We start from the raw sequence: 17950 nt of genomic DNA on the forward strand, positions 1-17950 counted from the left end.
CTCCGAGTAGCCTAAAAATCGTATTGTTTAGTTGCCTAATTTTGCTTTAAGCCGTAGTGATGGCTTGTGTTTTTTTCCACTGGTGGGGTAAGAGTTTCCTGAGTTGCGCGGTAGTCATCTCGTTGATGTTATGACTAAGCACTTCGCGGAGCCACTCATAAGGGTTTACGGTATTAAGTTTGCAGGTAACCAGCAGCGAGTATAAGAGGCCTGCTCTTTTGGCCGCTTCATGCGAGCCACAGAACAGGTAGTTTTTGCGTCCGACAGCCAGGTTTTTCATACAGCGCTCTATGGGATTATTATCAATATGCAAATGATTAGTAGAGGCATAGAGACTTAAGCCGTCCCAGCGTTTGATGCTGTAAGCTATAGCCTGTGCTATAGGGCTTTTCGGTTTTAGCTTTACATACTCCTGCTTCATCCACTCTCCCAGTTCTTTTAAAATAGGCACAGATTGTTCTGTCCGCCGCACTTTGATCTGGTCCGGGTTGAGCTGCTCTTCTCTACATTGCTCCTCGATCTTATAAAGCTTCGCTATCTCGGTCAAAGCATATTCTGCCCGAACTTTATCATTGCCTTTCGCCTCATAAAAATGACGACGGGCATGGGCCATACAAAAGAACACATGTATTCCTTTGATGTCCAACTCTTCATAGACATCATAACCATCTACCTGCAAGTAACCCTTAAAATGTTGTAAGATATGTTTGGCTGCCAATGTATCCCTCCCCGATGATAATCAAAGTAGATCAGTTGCCCGTTATGCGTTAAGTACGTCCAGTAATACCCCTGGTGGGTATCTTTCTTCTTATTCCTGTCCAGAACCTGTATGGTTGTTTCATCACCATGCCAATAATCATATTGGTACATCTCATGCAGGTGCAGATGGCCCAGTGGCGCTACCACGTTCGCAACCTGCCGTACCCAATCGGTAATGGTTGAATAAGCAATGGTGACATTACTTCTCTTGAAGCAGTCCAACTGACGATTCAGCGGTTTATGATCTATAAACTTATCTATAATGATCTGTGCTAACAACTCCGGCGTGGCAATGCTCTTAGACAAGGCTTGCTCTGGAAGATGCGCCTGCACTATACGATGCTGATCAGGCCGTTCTGCTACAGAGCATTTATACTGAGGGATAATAGTACGTTGGAGAAATATTTCTCCCGGCTTCCAGCCAAGCTGTTCCTTTACTTCTTCTCCCACCTTCTCGCATCCGCTCACATCTTCCGGAGGCTCTATCACGGTCTCTTCCACCCGTAGATGATCCGGAAAGGCATTGGCTAACCCGTTTTCCCGTTGAACCTGTTTTTGCTTTACGTAACTTATCTTTTGAACATCAGCAAGGTTGGTTGCTTTATACCCCTGCTCAAAGGAAAGGCCTAATTCCTGCTGTTGCTGTAAAGGGGAAGGAACAAACTTCTCAGTCTTAAAACCACCCAGTAACTTCGTTAGTTGATACAATTGATATTGAAGCTGCGTTACCTGATCGCGTAATTCTTTATTGCTTTGTAATAGCTCCTGGTTGTTTTGTGGTAATTGTCCATTATTTTGTTGCTGTAGTTGCAGCATTGGAAGCAGTTGCTCATAGAGCGCTTTGTAATCTATATTTTCTGCTGCTGCTGACATTATACAAAGATAGCCCGGCTATGCATTTAAGCTATATCGTATAACCGAAAGTTATACAGCCGATGCGTGGATAAACCCGCATTCAAAAATGATTTTAAAAAACAGCACCAAAAATGTGGATAACCCGGCCTGTTTTTCTTAAAATAAAAAACGTTGCCATTTTTTCGATGGCAACGTCAAATATATTCAACCCATGATCCATAAGGATTACATCGTACCGATGTACCGCTTTCGAAAAACGCTTTCTTCAAAGAAACGCCCTGTAAGATCATACTTAATTGTTTAGCCGTAATACTACTGTGAGTGCCTTCCATAATACCTGCCGGTAACTCAAAGGTACCTTCCTCTAATCGCTTATAGTATAAGCTAAAACCATCCCCTTCCCATTCTAACGCCTTCAGGTGCGTTTGCCGTTTGTTCAAAAGATAAATACATCACCCGTCTGAATTTCCATTCCCAGTTCGTTGGTAACAAGCCCGCTCAAACCGTCAAAACTCTTCCTTACATCCGCCCACTTATGATACAACCAGTAATGGGTGCCGTTGTTGATCTGTAACATAAGTTAACTGATTAAAGCTTTTAAAAACTCACAGATGGCTCCCGGTAAAAACGGATGCCCCGGTATTCCGCAAAGAGATCCTGGGAAATGGAAACCTCTTGCTGCCCTGTCACTGTTAGCAAAGTGAAACTACTTTGATTCTCCATCGGCTTATCTTCCAACCGGGCGTGATATTTCTTCTGCCAGTAGTGATATGTACCAGGTGAAAGATCATACAACTCACAAAAATCTTTTACTGTCATCGAACTGGCTTCATGTTCAGCTATCAACGCGAACATTTTTTGCTCCTTCGATAAGCCACTTGATTGCTTTTGTTCCATACGTTTACATTTTTGATAAGCCCAAAAGTAAACTTTTTATAATATCTTAATTTTTAGCTACTCGGAGGTACACGCTAAAGGAGCTACCCCACAGCAAGCTCATGACTACCTATGGAAAACTTATGCGGAATATTGGGTACATTACCAGCAAGCCACCGGCGTAAAGCTCGATACGGGCCCCAAAAAACAATCCTTCCGCCGTGATAAAGATTATGCCACCCGATTGAAACACCGCAACAGCAATCCCAAACGCCACCGGTACCGCCGCATCCTGGGGGCCAATCATTGGAAAAGCAGTTATGATAACACAGCCGGACTGCTCGAAAAGGAACGTAGGTGTATAGCACGTGAAAAGAAACGCCAATGGCTGGAAGAACAATACTTCAAAGACCGCTATAAAGAACAGGAAGAACACCGGCAAATTACTAAATCCAATAAATCCGCGATTCAAACTGCCGCCTGATCCACTTAACCCGTGTAATCCTTTCCAATCTGTGTAATCAGCGATACGCCTACCCCTAATGCAAAAAGAGAATGCCTTCTTTTAAAGACACTCTCTTTTCATTAATAAAAGCCTAGTTACCTTTTTAACCTGTCAACGCCCCAGCTTGCCAACTCCCGGCTCACACAGTAATCGTTTCTGTAAACTCATTCCCAAACCGGTCTGTTGCTTTGATGGTGATCTTTTTAGCAGCAGGAGAAGGCTTGGCAAAGAAAAGGTGGTCTGTTAAAGTAGGTTCTACAAACTTATGTTTTTTGGGCAGTTGTGGCCCACCGTGCAATTCTATCGACCAGGGGTCCAGCTCAACTCTTTGTTCCATCAAACCCCTGGCAACCTCGTCTTCCCACCATTCTATTTTCCATTTGGGATCCCAGTTCCATACATTGGCCACTATTTCATCGGGCGCCGTACTTAGTTTTCCTTTGGCATAGACCCTTAACTGGTGGCCTTTTTCTTTGCCGGTCGATTTGTAATACCATTTGATGTCATCCCCATCCACTTCATATACCCCATAACCATTCGGTGTTCCATCACTGCAAATAGGGCCCGTCCACCAGGCGCCGCATACGGTACCATGTACATGCTCCATCAGGTTGTCCTTTTCCCATTTTTCGTTTACATGGGTATGGCCCGACATGATATGAGCCTTGAAAGGCTTTAACAACTTATACAATTGATTCCTGTTGGCAACCGTACCGCCAATGGCTTCTTCGGCCAGTTTGTTCCTGCGTTGATTTCCAGTATCAGTCGGTATATGGTTGCTCACCACAACTGTTGAGCCGGGCTTCACCAATGCCAGGTCTTGTTCCACCCAACGCAATTGTGCATCAGTAAGGTAACCAATGTATTTCTTAGCTGTGCCAATAAAGAATACATTATCCAATACGATGTAATGCACCTTACCCCGGTTGAAGGAATACCAGGTAGGGCCAAATTGCTGCTTGAAAGTTTTGGCCGATACATCATCGGAACCGCCATCAATATCCATATCGTGGTTGCCAATAACATTGAAGAAAGGAACACCGGCGATGTTTACCGCTTCCTTGTAATCGGCAAACAATTCAAAATGATCCCACACCAGGTCGCCGCAACCAATGCCATGAAACAAGGCTCCCTGGGGATAGGAGGCTACGAGTTGTTTCAGATCGGGGGCAGACTGTGTTTTGAGCAACTCCCCATCTGTTTCAGAAATGATCTGTGTATCGGCCCACACTACAAAATTGTGTTTGGTATCATCTACCGTCAGCTTTTCCAGGTTGAAGTCGGCTTTAAAGCTGCCTTCCTTTTGGGTAATGGGTTGGTAAAATTGGGCAATACCTTTATCATTGGGAAAAGCATGACCCGCCGGTATGCTGATGTATACAAATTCGGCGGCTGAATGTGCCTGTATAGTGTAATTCCCTTTTTTGTCAGTGGTAGTAAAACTATAACCATCGGTTACAGCAACGCCTGCAAGGCCATTGCCATTACTTTGCACTTTTCCTTTCAAGGTAAGGCTGCCAATGGCTGTTACGGGAGCAGCATGCACCAGGGCAACGGGTGCAGTGAATGCAGCCCCTGCCAAACCAAAATTTTTGAGGAAACTTCTTCTGTTGAGCATAGATATTTGGTTGTTGTTTATATAGAATAAGAAAGGTAGTAACTGGGATGATAATTTTCCTTGCAGCTACTTTGTGTTTTTATTAAGTCCGGAAGTCGGGAAGTCGGGAAGACCGGAAGACTGAAAGACCGGAAGTCGGGAAGACCAAAAGACCGGAACTAGTGTAGTGACAAATTAATTATGAAACGTAGTGTTTAGAAAGTTTTTATCTGCGTCCTGCTGTGTAAACTTCCATTCGATGTCACATTTATTACGATTGCGCTTTTTGCTCCAGGCGTGGATGTCAGTGATCAATTTTTTCTTTGATTCTATCCTGCCGCCGGTACACTGCCTATCCATAATATTGATTTCAATTTCTGCCATATTCAGCCAACTTGCATGTTTCGGGGTGTAAATAAATCTTATTCGCTTCAGTATCCGGGAAGCTTTTTGATGCCCCATTGTTTCATAAAAGGAACGTTCAAAATGTGTATTTAAGTTGTCCACGACTAACTGTATGTAATCGGCTTTTGGAAAATGGTTGTTCAGCAGTTCTTCAACGAAGCAGGCAAAGTCCGCCTTTGTTCTTGTATCTGTTACCTTCACGATACGCTTTCCGGCTTTGGGTACAACTGCAACGAATATGTTACAGGTTCCTTTTCGCTTGTATTCGTAATCATACTTTTCCGGATTTCCGGGTTTGGCCGCTATCGGTGAACGGCTGTCCATTAATAACTGTTTACTTTTTTCATCCAGGCAGATCACCGGGTGTTTATCGTCATATGGCTGCTTGTAAAGATCCAGGAGCCGGTACATTCGTTTACGATATTCCGGGGTTATCTCCTGAATGCACCACATCTTCCTTAACCAAGGCTTACATTCATTTTTTTAACACCAGCCGCACACTTTCGCGGCTGATCTGTTCAAAACCGGGTTTGGACCGGATCACTTCTGTGAGTAAACGTATTGTCCAACGCTTTCTGCCTGCAGGGCACGGACCACAGGCTAATGAGGCCAATTCAGCTTCATGATCGCTTGTATACTTCACCGGCTGACCTGTACGACTTTCTTCCTCAATGGCCGCCTCTATCCCTTGTTCCAGATAACGATTCTTTGTGCGCCAGACCGTGATACGGTCGACTCCCAGGAACTCCTCTATCTCTGACGCCTTCTTCCCTTTGTGAAGAAGCAATAGCACATTAATGCGGTTATATCTGCGCAACCCCAAATCCTTACCTTGCTTTTTAGACTCTAGAAAGGATAGTTCTTTCCGGTTAAGCTTTAAGGATAATGCCATATTAGTGTCGATTTAGAGCACTAATATACAAAATGTTTCATAATTAATTTGTCATTACACTAGTACAGAGCTAAGCGGTTCTACTTCCTGACTTTTCGGACTTTCGGACTTCCCCGACTTTCCCGACTTCCCCAACTTTCCCGACTTTGTTATTACTTCAGCTTCGTTGCTGTTTCGCCCTCAATATCAATAACAGGTGATTGCTTGGTAAGCAATATCAGGTTTTGTGTTCTGGCTTTTGTCCATCGGGCCAGGTTCAGGTTGTATTCGCCGCCCAAAACATAAAAATAGCCCTGGCCCGGAGGATAAGCGAGGAACAGGTTATTGGCCCCCTGCCGGAAAAAAAGGTTGACTTTGTAAATTGAGGGGGTTCACCACATCGTACCAGTCATTGTTGGTGATGCGATATCCCATGGGGGTAGGGGTGGAGGTATACAACTGACCGCCGCCATTGATGAACAGCACATCAACCGGTTTGGAATTAACTGTTACATTGGTGCCTTCAAAAATGGCTACCCCGCAGGCATTACCGCTATTGGCCAACAGGCCGCCGGTTGCTTTGCCAAAACCTTCACCGTCTTTGCCTACATAGTCATACGCTTTGATCCAGTTGGAAGTGCTCATACTGGTAGAGCTGGCGCCATTGATCCGTTTGCCGGTGCCCCCTACATAGAAATAGGTGCCCTTGGCAGCGGTGCCGGTAGTGAGGTTAAACTTATAGGTACGCATATTGCCGGTGGCCCATCCATTGGCCGGATAACCACCTGGGGCCGAGGTACCGGCATTGTTGGTAGTAACCATCGAATAAGGGGTGGTAGCGAAATTGATATCCCGCGTAGCCAGGAATTGAACATACTCATAGTTGCCATCACCTCCATCTACATCGCTCATAATACCGCTAATAATAACGGGCGGTATTTCAATCACTGCACTCAATACCACCAGGTCATTTTTGGTGCGCATCCTGAATTGCGGGGTTAATTTTCCTTCAGGCCCATTGGTGTTGAAAACAATGCCATAGAAATTGGCCAGTACGGGAGCGGGTTCATTGGAGAAATTAGCAGTAGCTTCTGTATGCAGGGTCAGGTTGCCAAAGCCGTCATTCACCAGCTTGTCGCCCGATAAGATATCACCCGGTGAAGGCAGTGGGTCAAAACCACCTTTTACGATGATTGATAAAATGCTTTCATAATTTTCGGGGTTGTTCAGGATATTGCTGGACGGCACCCGCAAGGCCAGGTAGCTATTGCCGGAAGATACCCTGGTAATGCTGCTGGCTTCTACTCCTGTAATTTGCAAAATACCATCTACGCGTTTTAATACTTTACCTTCTACGTTGAGTACTACGGAATCACCCGGTTTGTAATTGGCAGCTTCGGCGCCAATGGGAATGGAAATACCACGCAGCAGCGATAAACGTCGATTGTCTTGTATGACCAGCAGACCGGCTGGTAAATTGCCGCCGGAGTGGTCCGATACGACCGTACCGGTGATGGTGGTTGATCCCAGCATATTTTCCCTGGTGAGGGTTACATCCTGGCCCTTAAAGATATTTCTGAGATCATACATGGCGATATAAGGACTTATTTCCCCACCCGGGTACTTATCCTTTGGCATCCCCAAAAGGGAACTGATAACAGCAAAATGAAAGAATATAGTTGAAGCTTTTTCATTGCGTTTTATTTATTGCTGAGCACTTACTTTAATTTTTCATTATTCGAGGCAAACGATTCTCTATGAACTATTCAGCATTCGCTACCCGCCTTTTTACGGCTTCTGCCACCATACCTGTGTAGAGATCACATCCGGACCCTGTTGTGCGACTGCGGCTTTATAATTGGTGGGATTGGTCGATTGTACCGATACCGGGTAGGTCATACGTGCCGGCATTACACCACCATTCCTTAAACCTTGTCCTTTGGGTAACAGGGGGTGCCCTGTACGGCGGTATTCAAACCATTGCTGCATATCGTTGAGGAAAAGGGCATAATATTTTTGCAGGTGTATCTGTTCCATCTTTTCTTCCAGCGTGCCGCTTTCATTATAGCCCAGGTCGGAAGCATTGAGGTAATCGGTGATCGTATAGATCTTGGTAGAGGTATCGGGCCATTGGGGCAGCCATTGGCGGATGCTGTGTAAGGCCCCGCTGTCGTAGAAAGCCTTAGCTAAACCATTGATCCATCCATTGGCGGCCATTTCGGCCTGCATGAAATCTACTTCGGCTACGTTGAGCATCATACCCGTCAGTTGGTCGGTCATCAGGGTGGGGCCTGTATTGGTATTGTTGGTAATAGAATAGAAAGAGGCTTTCTTGCTGGTTACTTGTCCGGGCGAATAACCACTGGGCACACCTACAAAGGCTCCGGAAGAAGGGGCTATGCACCAACGGTTGGTTTTTGTGGGAGAACCTGTTCCATAGGTAGGAATATTAATGCGGGGATCGCTCCAGGTGGTCAGGTTATCAATGAAGAAACTGCAAATGCCTGGCGCCCTGAAATCCTGTTCCCGCACGGACATATAGGGTGAAACATAGGGGCCCTGGCCCGTCCATCGTAAGATAGCCGATTCTTCCAGTTTGGTGATCTTGGGATAAGTAGAGGCTTTCGTATCTACTATTTCCTTGATCTTGGCAATACAGTCGCTGGCTACTTCTGCTTTTCCGGAAAGGCGCAACAGCAAACGCAGGTAAAGTGAATTGCCAAACTTGCGCCATTTGGTGATATCCCCATTATAGACCGGATCACTGGAAGCTACAATTTGAGGTCCGCTGGCCAGCAGTGTATTGGCTTCTTCCAGTTTTTTGAAAATATCCAGGTAAATATCTTTCTGCCTGTCAAAGGGTGGTTCAAACAACAGTGAATCCTTGGCCAGGCTGGATTTAAAGTAGGGCACATCTCCATAGGTATCTGTGAGCAGGGAAAAGACCCAGGATTGCAGGATGAGCGAAATAGCCTGGTACGACTTGTTTAAAGTAGGCGTATCCTTTGCTATCTTTTGCATATCCTTCAGGTTCAGCATTTCGAGGTACCAGCCATTATAAAGATAGTCGGCCCAGGTGGCGCGGTAGTCATACCTGAATACTTTACCTTCTCCATCACCCATATCTACCGTAACCTGCATCAGTTCATTATTGAAGTTGCGGTTGCGGATCATATTATACCCTACTATACTTACCAGGGTAGGGGCCAGCAACTGGTGGGGTTTGGCCGAAGGTGTACTATTGGGGTCGGTGTTCAGGTCGGTGAAATCTTTGGTGCAGGACGACAGTATTAAACTGGTCAGCACAAGTAGAACAGTGAATTTATTGATGATCGTTTTCATTTTTTCAGGAATTAGAGTCCAACAGAAAGGTTAAATCCAAAAGAGCGGGTAGAGGGGAATTGTGCAATTTCAAATCCCTGTACAATATCACTTCCCGTAAGCGTTCCAAATTCGGGGTCAAACATGGGCCAGTCGGTCCAGATAAACAGGTTACGGCCATATACGCCAACGGTAACCCGTTGCAGCCCGATCTTTTAGCAATGGAAGGTTTTAAGGTATAATCCAGGTGAGCTTCCCTGAACTTGATGTAATCAGTACGGAAAGTGCTGCCTTCTGCATTGTCTACTCCAAAATGCGAACGGTAGTATTCATCAATGTCATTAGCGATCACATCATTCTTCCGGTATTTGCCATCTGCATCCTGTATCACACCATTGCCAATGATACCACTGTAACGTCCGGGTAATGTTTTGGTAAGTTTGCCCTGTTCTGATAGTTTGTAATGTGTGAGGGAGTGCCCTACTGCGCCGTATTGTGCGTCGAACAGGAAGCCCAGGCGGAATTGTTTAAAGGAAAACTCATTGCTAAAACCTACTTTCCATTTGGGAATGGTATTGCCGAGGTATTGAACATCTTGTGAAATAAGTGCTACCCCGGTGTTGGGATCATACACAATTTGTCCGTCCGGAGCCCTTACATAACCCCTGCCGTAGAGGTCGCCCATACTGCCGCCTACTTTCGCTACGATCTGTCCGCCACCTACTGGTCCTGTTTGCAACACGATCGAACTGTCGGGCAGTTCTTTTACAATATTGGAATTGGCTGAAAACACAATACTGGTATTCCACTTAAAGCCCGATTTGGTTACCACGGGTGTACCATTCAGGGCTATTTCTATACCCTTGTTGGCTACTTTGCCAATATTGATGAGGGCAGTAGCATTACCTGATGCCCGGTCAAGTTGGCGATACAGGATCTGATCTTTGGTGAATCCTGAATAGACTGCGAGGTCAACGCCCAACCTGTCTTTAAACATTTTCATGGCTATACCTGCTTCGTAGGTAATGGTGCGCAATGGTTTGAGGTTGGGATTATTGCGGGTAGTAGGATTTTCCAGACCACCATTGTACAAGCTGCCTGCTGAAGAATAATAAAAAGAAGTGCGGTACGGGATCGTTTGTCCGCTACCTACGTTGGCAGCAGAAAAGCGAAGTTTCAGGAAACTGATGTCCTTGGGCAGCTTGAAAGCTTCAGAAGCTACAAAACTCAAACTGGCTGATGGATAAAAGAAGCCGGCATTTTCTGTCCGCTCGGGCGTAGCCAGTGCACTGTTCCAGTCTTGCCGTCCAGTGATATCGAGGTACAGATAGTCGCGGAAGCCGGCAGTAGCTACACCATAAAAACTATTGATGGCCAACCTGGTCTTGTAAGGTAAGCTGACCAATGGCCCTGCATTATTGGCCATGGAATATACGCCCGGGTTGGTTAAGGAATCTGCACGTACTTCATCGCGGTTGTAGGTATTGCGCAGGGCGCTTCCACCACCGGTAATGGAGAAATCAAAATCAGGGCTGATACGTTTGTTGTACTTCAACAGGAAATCCCCGCTGGTTTCAATCGAGAAGATATTTTGTGTACGGTAACTGCCATAAGGGAATTTGGAGCCTGCATCATTAGGGCGCTCTTGTGCCCGCTGGTCGTATCCAAAGTCAAGCGATGTTCTGACCATCAGGCTTAACTCCTTATTGAAATTATAGGTAGCCTGGATATTGCCGGTAACTCCGTGACGGTTGGTTTTGTTGATGAATTCATTGACCACTGCATAGGGGTTCTCGGGGAAGGTGCTGTAAGGATAGAATATCTTTTGTTTTTCCTGTCCCTTTACCCAATAGTTCTTTAACCAGTCAATATCTGCATTGGGCTGCCAAAATATATACCAGTACATAATAGACTGGTTGCCGTAGCCGCTGCCTGGCAGGTTGTCACTGTACTTATTGGTATAATTTATTTTGAGCTTACCTGCAGCTTGTCGTTGATCTTTGAATTGACCGACAAGGACACTGTATTGCGTTTATAACCTGTATTGGGGATGATCCATTTGTTGGTCACATTCGTTACCGAAAAGCGGGCAGTAGTTTTATCGGTACCGCCATCCAGACTGATGCTATTGGTAATGGTGCTGCCTACATCAAAGAATTTGCGGATCTTATTTTTATAAGCTACCCAGGGGTGGCTACGGTATCTCTTCCTTGCAGTCCGTTATTAAATTGATAAAACTTTTGACCGTCAAACCGGGGCCCGTAGGCCGAACTGGAAGTTGAATTGGTTGATCTGCCATAATCATAATCAGCTTGTCCATCTAACCCGATACCGTATTCCCATTGCAGGTCGGGCCAGCGGTTGATCTGTTCAAAACCTACATTTGAGTTAAGCGTTACGCCCCAGCCTTTTCTTTTATTACTACCCGATTTGGTGGTAATGATGATGGCGCCATTGGCGGCATTTTGTCCGTACAAAGCAGCCGCGCCCGGTCCTTTCAATACCGTTACTGTTTCAATATCCTCCGGGTTAATATCATTGAGGCTGGTGCCATAATCCGAAGGCATGTTTTCTGATCCTACGCCATAGGCTACTTCCCCTTCAATACCTGTGCGTTTGCCACTGCTTCGGTTGATCACCACTCCATCTACAACGATAAGCGCTTCATTATCGCCTGTCAGGTTATTTTCACCACGCAAAATGATCTTATTTGAACCGGTAGGGCCGGCATTGGAGCGGATCAGGTTAAGACCAGCTACTTTACCACTCAAGGCATCTGTCCAGTTACCACTCATGGCATCCGTCAATTGCTGGCCATCTATAGTAGAGGTAGCATAACCGAGCGCCCTTTCGGCTCTTTTAATACCCAGTGCTGTTACAACTACATTCTGCATTTGTTGCTCATCCTTCTGCAACTCTATCTTTATACTTTGTTGTTCTGCGGCGGCGAATTTCTTTTTCATGGGTAGGTAACCAACCGCTGATATTTCCACGGTTCCTTCCAGTAAAGGGAGTTTTTGCTGAAATGCCCTTTCTCGTCGGCTACGGCAATAGTGGAGCCCTGTCCTGCCTGTTTAATAATGACCGTAGCACTGGCTACAGGGTTATCTCCTTCCCTGATGACGCCCTGCAATACCATGGTGGCGAGCACCTGCCGGGGCGTTTCTGATTTGCGGATGATCCAGCTATTCCCATTGGCAATGGCTTTAAAGTTGGCCGGCGCCAATACCTTGTTCAGCAGCTCGCCTACAGTGGGGGCTTCATAATTGCCTGCCGGTACCCTGATAGCTGTGAGTTCTTCATTGACATAGGCCAATTGCACTTTAAACTGACTGCCAAAGTCCTCGGCTATCTTGGCCAGGTTACCTGCGCCATGCCGGAATTTTAATTGGCTTGTTTGTGCCTGCACTTGCAGCCATCCTGCAGTGAGTAGCAGTACCAAAAAAAAAGGAGAGGTGTTCTACGTTTTACGTTTTCCATGTTTTTTGCATTACAGTATAGACAATAGGTTAGCTTGCTGCTCCACAATGAGCAGAAGCAGTGATGAACCAAGTGGTTATTCCAATGATATGTTAGTGGATATTATAGCCTGTCAGTGCGTTCAGGACCTTTAGGTTATCTGCCAGTGGTATCGTCATATTCCAGGTTAAGCTAATTTTCATGGCCGGGTTGATATGTCCTTTCGATAGTACTACTCCATAATAAGATTCTATACAACGCAGTAAGGTTTCTATAGAAATATTGTACAGCCGTATTTCAGGTTGGGCCCACCAATCGGCTGTCAATGGATCGGCTGTTTGTACAGCACCGGCTTTTCCATGACGGGTAGTTACCTGTTGCCTGGCGGCAAGCACATTCCTGCCGTCCATATTACTAAGTGCTACTTTACCTTCCTTTACTGTTAATTGTATATCGGTCGAATCCAGCTTGTTGATCGTGAACTGCGTGCCCAGTACTGTTACTTCCTGGTTGTTGACACCAATGGAAAACGGACGTGTTGTATCCCGGGCTATGCTGAAAAATACGGTACCCTTTGTAAGTAGTGTATTCCGTTTATGCTTGAAATCGGGATATACCCTTACCACTGAGCGTGGCGCCATCCACAATACCGACCCGTCTTCCAGCCGAACCTTGCGTGTACTGTCGGTAGATACCAGTTCTGTCCAGGCTTCTACAGGTACTTCCTGCTGTGTCCAGGGTATTTTGATCAATACGGCTACCAGTATCGCGGCGGCTGCGCTAAGGCCAATGTAGAATAACTGCTTTTTTTTCCGTCGGCCACTGTCGAATCGTTGGTGAATATTGTGGAGCAGTAATTCTTTCCGGTCGGGGTGGAGGGCATCCGGTTGTTCCCATGCCTGCTGCCATTGCTGATCTTCGTGAGGTGTATGTTTTGGCTTTGATTTACGGGGCATGAGCGCCTTATTTATTATATAGACGTAGACAGAAAGGATCTGGTACTAGAGCGTTTTGAAGAAAAATGGCGAGTTAATAATTTGGTCACATTCGGGGGGGGGACTATAAATATTGAAAATTGAGCATTGAACATTTCGTTTGAGACGCTGAATGCTCAATTTTCAATGCTCAACGTTCAATTAAAATAACAGCTGCACCTGCCGCAATAACTTTACTATGCGTTGCCCGGCTGTATGCAATTGGTTTTTGACGGTTTGCTCGCTCAACTGTAGTTCGGCAGCTATTTCTTTCACAGAACGTTGTTCCTCTATTTTCATGGTATAGATGCGGCGCATCTGGCCAGGTAGCTTTTCCATGGCGCCGCGCCACATATAATACACCTGCTTGTATTGGTATTGTTCATCAGGCTGGGGCGTACCCTCTTCCTGCTCGGGCATATCTTCGGGTAAAGTATATTTTCTTCTTTTACTGGCGCGGATATGATCACTGATACAATGCTGAACAATGGTATAGAGATAATTGCGGAAAGAAGAGTGGATAACAATGGACTGGCGTTTATGCCACAGGCGTATGAACACTTCCTGCAATACATCATCGGCTTCTTCTGACCCGTTGAGGCGCATCCGTATATAGGTATGCACCGGGCCGCTAAAGCGGTTGAAGAGCTCATCAAAAGCAGTTTTGTCCCCGCTCGTAACTGCAACAGTAATGACCCTTCATCGGGGTAAATTCCTGATAGTTCATAATGGCGGCAAACTTAGTTACCAAATGTAACGATGTGCCAGCATGTATTTTATCAAATGTTTAAGTTTTTATACAATTGCAGGTTTTTGCCAGACAAAATGGGACATTTGGGCCTTTATCGCCCCTTATTTCTATGTCAGGAAAAATTAGTAATTTAATGTATTCATAAATGCAAACGATTGCGTTCCTGAGTCCCCTTTATCCCCGGAAAAGCTACTACGTATAGTCCAGTGATCATTTAATAACCATTAACAACTGAGTTTATGATGTGGGAAGACTTTTTAGCTTGCAGGAGAAAGAGGCTGGAACAACAACGTATTGACCAGCTTACACACCCTGCGCAAGAGGATCAGGAGCCGTATGATCAGGCCCGCCGCGCCAGTTTCATCAAAAATTTCCGCGAAAAATGGAGCAGGTCATTACCCCTGCTTTTGGTAAATGCGTTCAATCGCTCAATAGGTATGGCATCGTGGCACAACAGGTAGACCGGATGAACCGGGCTCATCCTCATGTATCTTTGGATATCCGGTATGATACCCAAAGCTATTGCATGTTCCTCCTGGCGCCCATGGAAACGGAAGGTAAAATAGCCATGCGCACGTTAATTCATAAAGGCGATGAATGGAATTATGAAGATGCTACCCGGGTAGAGGTAGACCAGCTTTCTGAATCCCTCATCCGGGAAAAAGTGCAGGAAGCCATTGACGCCCTCGACCCGCAGTAACTGCTTAATACTCCGGTACGCAATATTTTTTTGAAAAAGTCATCTATTCAGGGTGACTTTTTTCGTTTTTGACCATATATCTTGTAAACCCTGTAAAATGGACGATCCGCAGCTTATCGACCTACTCCGATCGGGCAGTAATAGTAAGGCCCTGAAGGCATTGTACAGGTCATTCCCGATGATGGAAAAATGATCCGAGCCAAAGGGAGGCACCAGGCAGGATGCCCAGGATATTTTCCAGGAGGCTTTGATCATCCTGTGCACCCAGGTACGGGGAAAGAACTTGCAGCTTACTGCCAAATTAAGTACCTACCTCTTCAGCATTTGCCGGTACCTCTGGAAAGATGAATTGAAAACGCAAGCTGGATATACTACCTGATTTTGATACCGGCCTCACCCCGGTAGAAGAGCAGGCATTGGAAGCAGGACGCGAAGCAGATCAACAAGCCGGCCTGGCCGAAAAGTATTGCTTGAACTGGGTGAACGTTGCCGCGAATTACTGCTCCTTTTCTACAATGGCGGGTTGAAACTCAAAGACATTGCCGCGAGGATGGGCTATAGCTCTGAGAACACCGCAAAGAACCAGAAATACAAATGCCTGGAAGCAGCCCGTAACAAGCTGAAAGAACTGAAACAAACCACTCAAACTATTTAATCTTTTATAGGATGCGTAAAGAACTTGAACTGATCCAACAAATAGAAGATTACTTAAGTGATCAACTGCCGGCTGAAGAAAAGGCCGCTTTTGAAGCACAACTGACCAATGATCCCCAACTGCAGGAAGCGGTGCAGTTGCAGCAGGAAGTTATGCAGGGAGTGGCAAGGACGGCATTGCGGCAACAAATACAACAGGCAGGCAAACAATTTATACGCTGGCGCCATTTTACAAGATGGGGCTTAGGTGGGTTCGGCATCCTGATATCAGGGGCCTTGGTGTTGTACCTGGTAATGAATAATGGCCATCACACCGGTTCCTATGAGGGTAAGCAATTACCGCAATACAATGAGGTGGGTACCAAGGAATGGGCTGATGCTGATAAGCATATTGCTGCGCAGGCATTCACCATTCACGCCGGCCGTGATACGGTGATTGAAACAAAGGGAGGTATCGTGATGGCCATTCCCGCCAATGGTTTCCTGGATGAAAGTGGCGCACCAGTTGCCGGATCTTTATCGCTGGTGGTGAAGGAAGCACTGGATGCAGCCACGGTCATGCAGGGAGGACTTTCTACTACAAGCGGTAACCAGTTATTGGAAACCGGCGGTATGTTCTTCCTGGATGCCAGGCAGGGAGAACAACGGGTAAAGATCAATCCCACTGCTGGCATTTATGCGGAGGTGCCTGCCGATACCATCCAACCTGGTATGCAATTGTACAATGGCAAACGACTGCCTGATGGCCAAATAGATTGGGTAAATCCGGTACCATTGGAAAAAGACCTGCTAACCGTAGATATTTTATCATTGGATTTTTATCCGCCGGGGTACCTCGATTCTTTGAAGGCATGGGGATACAATAGCCGGGATAAACAATTTACGGATAGTTTGTATTATGCAATGGCTGATTATTATCCAGGAGGAAAGTCGGATATGCTGGATACACCTGTTAAGGAAGAAGATAATATGGGACAGGATAGTGTTTCCGGTATTGTGAGTAATTCGCTCAAAGGCACAACAAAGCCGGATTTGGAGTTCCAACGCTACGCCGATCATGTATCAGGCTGCCTAATCAACCCGGCTAAGATCAAGGTAATATGGAATAAAGTTTTCCAAAACACTTTACTGGCTACCCGCGAATTTGGAGAACGGATGCCCTGGATCCACCGCTCATTTTCAAACGAAGTGCTTGATCTGTATATCCATAACCTGGATAAACCCTTATGGTACATTGATTCGCTGGCTGCTTTACAAGTGCATCCCTGGCTGGCTGAAAAATTCCAGGCATTTGCTGCCCGAAAAGATGGGAAAGTAAAACAGACCTCTGTATCTTTTCAAAAACTAAGGGATTATTATGAGTCAAAAACAACCGCTTATATGGAAGCGGTAAGCAAAACAAATGAAGCTCATTGGAAACAACAAGCGGCTTTGGATGCAAATGCTGATCAAAAGAAGCAACAACATACCAGGGATTCTTTAAACCGGGTTAAGGGAAACTTCGAGAAGGAGTTGAGCATTAACCTGGAAGAAGCAGCCCGTCAGTTGGGTTACGATACCGGCCGTGCATTGCGTTTACCACCTGGTCAGCAATACGCTGTACAGATCGTCAATACAGGGTGGTACAATATTGACCGGGCAGTAATAGAAGCTACAGCCGCCCGCACTACATTGAATGCGACTGATCGCCTTACAGGAAAAAGGCTGTGATCCAATACCTGCCTGTTAGTTTTCAAATTGAGGAGCCAACCCAATTTGACCGCCTGTATGTGTACCTGCTGCCCGATAGCCTTACCAGCTTTATGCGTGTAGCGGGCGCTGATGGCAGGTACGAAGAAAAATTGAATGAACTGATGAAGTATGATGTATTGATCATTGGTTATAAGGGCAACCAGGCATACTGGTATGAACAAAGAGCCATACAACCCCGGGCATATAGCGGTATCAGGCTTACGGCTATTGGTCTTCCTGACCTGGAGCAAAAGCTTAACGGCATGGGCAAACTTAACCAGGGCTGGGCCATACAAAAGGAACAGGCCTATTTTCACTTTGAGGTCATGGACCAGCGAAGGAGCGATAAGGAGGCTGAAAGGCAAATATTAGTATACAGGGTGTTGCAGCTTTTATCGGGATGTGAGGGATTTCCCGGTGTGTGATTTATTTATCCTGTTTTCCGGATTGATGGTTGCTTTAGGAATGGCAGGAAGGGGCCTGCCGGTAGCT

At 45.9% G+C, this 17950-nt stretch carries 17 protein-coding genes and 3 pseudogenes; 6 read left to right on the top strand and 14 right to left on the bottom strand.

Features of this window, described 5'->3' with window-relative positions:
- Window positions 1–46: 46 nt before the first annotated feature.
- From RS881_RS59300 to tnpA, 4 genes and pseudogenes are all read right to left on the bottom strand, one after another.
- Complete coding sequence (locus RS881_RS59300; protein ID WP_350340209.1) at window positions 47–196, bottom strand: transposase domain-containing protein; 150 nt, start codon at window positions 194–196, stop codon at window positions 47–49.
- Window positions 194–1632 (bottom strand): annotated as a pseudogene (tnpC, locus tag RS881_RS11420) (IS66 family transposase); the annotation flags it as partial. The pseudogene tnpC and the gene RS881_RS59300, both read right to left, overlap by 3 nt.
- A 176-nt stretch (window positions 1633–1808) precedes the next feature.
- Window positions 1809–2191 (bottom strand): annotated as a pseudogene (gene tnpB, locus RS881_RS11425) (IS66 family insertion sequence element accessory protein TnpB).
- A 20-nt stretch (window positions 2192–2211) separates the two neighbouring features.
- On the bottom strand, window positions 2212–2511 hold the full coding sequence (tnpA, locus tag RS881_RS11430; protein ID WP_315815413.1) for an IS66 family insertion sequence element accessory protein TnpA: 300 nt from the start codon (window positions 2509–2511) through the stop codon (window positions 2212–2214).
- Window positions 2512–2734: 223 nt separating this feature from the next.
- Here tnpA and RS881_RS11435 point away from each other — a divergent pair, with 223 nt between their 5' ends.
- Window positions 2735–2974 (top strand): hypothetical protein, encoded by a 240-nt coding sequence (locus tag RS881_RS11435; protein ID WP_315821190.1) that lies wholly within the window; start codon window positions 2735–2737, stop codon window positions 2972–2974.
- Between the two features lie 160 nt (window positions 2975–3134).
- Here RS881_RS11435 and RS881_RS11440 read toward each other — a convergent pair whose 3' ends face one another.
- From RS881_RS11440 to RS881_RS11485, 10 genes and pseudogenes are all read right to left on the bottom strand, one after another.
- On the bottom strand, window positions 3135–4613 hold the full coding sequence (locus tag RS881_RS11440; protein WP_315821191.1) for a calcineurin-like phosphoesterase C-terminal domain-containing protein: 1479 nt from the start codon (window positions 4611–4613) through the stop codon (window positions 3135–3137).
- 178 nt (window positions 4614–4791) lie between these two features.
- A pseudogene (locus tag RS881_RS11445) lies at window positions 4792–5889 on the bottom strand (IS630 family transposase).
- A gap of 152 nt (window positions 5890–6041) precedes the next feature.
- The gene (locus RS881_RS11450) at window positions 6042–6167 is read right to left on the bottom strand and encodes a hypothetical protein (protein ID WP_315821192.1); all 126 of its coding nucleotides are present in this window, start codon (window positions 6165–6167) and stop codon (window positions 6042–6044) included.
- Window positions 6168–6210: 43 nt separating this feature from the next.
- The gene (locus RS881_RS11455; protein ID WP_315821193.1) at window positions 6211–7458 is read right to left on the bottom strand and encodes a DUF5689 domain-containing protein; all 1248 of its coding nucleotides are present in this window, start codon (window positions 7456–7458) and stop codon (window positions 6211–6213) included.
- Between the two features lie 198 nt (window positions 7459–7656).
- Window positions 7657–9210 (bottom strand): SusD/RagB family nutrient-binding outer membrane lipoprotein, encoded by a 1554-nt coding sequence (locus tag RS881_RS11460; RefSeq protein ID WP_315821194.1) that lies wholly within the window; start codon window positions 9208–9210, stop codon window positions 7657–7659.
- Window positions 9211–9214: 4 nt separating this feature from the next.
- Window positions 9215–11095 carry a SusC/RagA family TonB-linked outer membrane protein gene (locus tag RS881_RS11465; protein WP_315821195.1) on the bottom strand — a complete coding sequence of 627 codons (1881 nt, stop codon included), beginning with the start codon at window positions 11093–11095 and terminating at the stop codon, window positions 9215–9217.
- A 274-nt stretch (window positions 11096–11369) separates the two neighbouring features.
- The gene (locus RS881_RS11470; RefSeq protein WP_315821196.1) at window positions 11370–12152 is read right to left on the bottom strand and encodes a TonB-dependent receptor plug domain-containing protein; all 783 of its coding nucleotides are present in this window, start codon (window positions 12150–12152) and stop codon (window positions 11370–11372) included.
- Complete coding sequence (locus RS881_RS11475) at window positions 12149–12631, bottom strand: hypothetical protein (RefSeq protein WP_315821197.1); 483 nt, start codon at window positions 12629–12631, stop codon at window positions 12149–12151. The genes RS881_RS11470 and RS881_RS11475 overlap by 4 nt, the downstream gene beginning before the upstream one ends.
- Window positions 12632–12761: 130 nt before the next feature.
- Window positions 12762–13604, bottom strand: a complete 843-nt coding sequence (locus RS881_RS11480; RefSeq protein WP_315821198.1) for a FecR family protein — start codon at window positions 13602–13604, stop codon at window positions 12762–12764.
- Window positions 13605–13784: 180 nt separating this feature from the next.
- Entirely contained in the window at window positions 13785–14246 is a 462-nt protein-coding gene (locus tag RS881_RS11485) for an RNA polymerase sigma factor (RefSeq protein ID WP_315821199.1), read from the bottom strand.
- Between the two features lie 509 nt (window positions 14247–14755).
- On the opposite strand from RS881_RS11485, the gene RS881_RS11490 reads away from it, so the two are divergent.
- The 5 genes from RS881_RS11490 (at window position 14756) to RS881_RS11505 (ending at window position 17883) form a co-directional block, all read left to right on the top strand.
- Window positions 14756–15073 (top strand): hypothetical protein, encoded by a 318-nt coding sequence (locus RS881_RS11490; RefSeq protein ID WP_315821200.1) that lies wholly within the window; start codon window positions 14756–14758, stop codon window positions 15071–15073.
- Between the two features lie 247 nt (window positions 15074–15320).
- Entirely contained in the window at window positions 15321–15452 is a 132-nt protein-coding gene (locus RS881_RS59305; RefSeq protein WP_350340111.1) for a hypothetical protein, read from the top strand.
- An 87-nt stretch (window positions 15453–15539) separates the two neighbouring features.
- Window positions 15540–15728, top strand: coding sequence for an RNA polymerase sigma factor (locus RS881_RS11495; RefSeq protein WP_315821201.1), 189 nt, complete (start codon window positions 15540–15542; stop codon window positions 15726–15728).
- Window positions 15729–15739: 11 nt separating this feature from the next.
- A complete protein-coding gene (locus RS881_RS11500; protein ID WP_315821202.1) occupies window positions 15740–17437 on the top strand; it encodes a hypothetical protein in 1698 nt (565 codons plus the stop codon).
- A complete protein-coding gene (locus tag RS881_RS11505; protein WP_315821203.1) occupies window positions 17434–17883 on the top strand; it encodes a hypothetical protein in 450 nt (149 codons plus the stop codon). The genes RS881_RS11500 and RS881_RS11505 overlap by 4 nt, the downstream gene beginning before the upstream one ends.
- Window positions 17884–17950 lie beyond the last annotated feature (67 nt).

Source organism: Paraflavitalea speifideaquila (assembly GCF_032395985.1).
Lineage (GTDB): Bacteria > Bacteroidota > Bacteroidia > Chitinophagales > Chitinophagaceae > Paraflavitalea > Paraflavitalea speifideaquila.

Excerpts from the sequence above, each read along its gene's own strand:
- RS881_RS11460 (WP_315821194.1), bottom strand. The coding sequence starts at position 9,210 with ATGAAAACGATCATCAATAAATTCACTGTTCTACTTGTGCTGACCAGT.
- RS881_RS11470 (WP_315821196.1), bottom strand. The coding sequence starts at position 12,152 with ATGAAAAAGAAATTCGCCGCCGCAGAACAACAAAGTATAAAGATAGAG.
- RS881_RS11480 (WP_315821198.1), bottom strand. The coding sequence starts at position 13,604 with ATGCCCCGTAAATCAAAGCCAAAACATACACCTCACGAAGATCAGCAA.
- RS881_RS11500 (WP_315821202.1), top strand. The coding sequence starts at position 15,740 with ATGCGTAAAGAACTTGAACTGATCCAACAAATAGAAGATTACTTAAGT.
- RS881_RS11465 (WP_315821195.1), bottom strand. The coding sequence starts at position 11,095 with ATGTACTGGTATATATTTTGGCAGCCCAATGCAGATATTGACTGGTTA.
- tnpA (WP_315815413.1), bottom strand. The coding sequence starts at position 2,511 with ATGGAACAAAAGCAATCAAGTGGCTTATCGAAGGAGCAAAAAATGTTC.
- RS881_RS11440 (WP_315821191.1), bottom strand. The coding sequence starts at position 4,613 with ATGCTCAACAGAAGAAGTTTCCTCAAAAATTTTGGTTTGGCAGGGGCT.
- RS881_RS11490 (WP_315821200.1), top strand. The coding sequence starts at position 14,756 with ATGGAGCAGGTCATTACCCCTGCTTTTGGTAAATGCGTTCAATCGCTC.
- RS881_RS11455 (WP_315821193.1), bottom strand. The coding sequence starts at position 7,458 with ATGTATGATCTCAGAAATATCTTTAAGGGCCAGGATGTAACCCTCACC.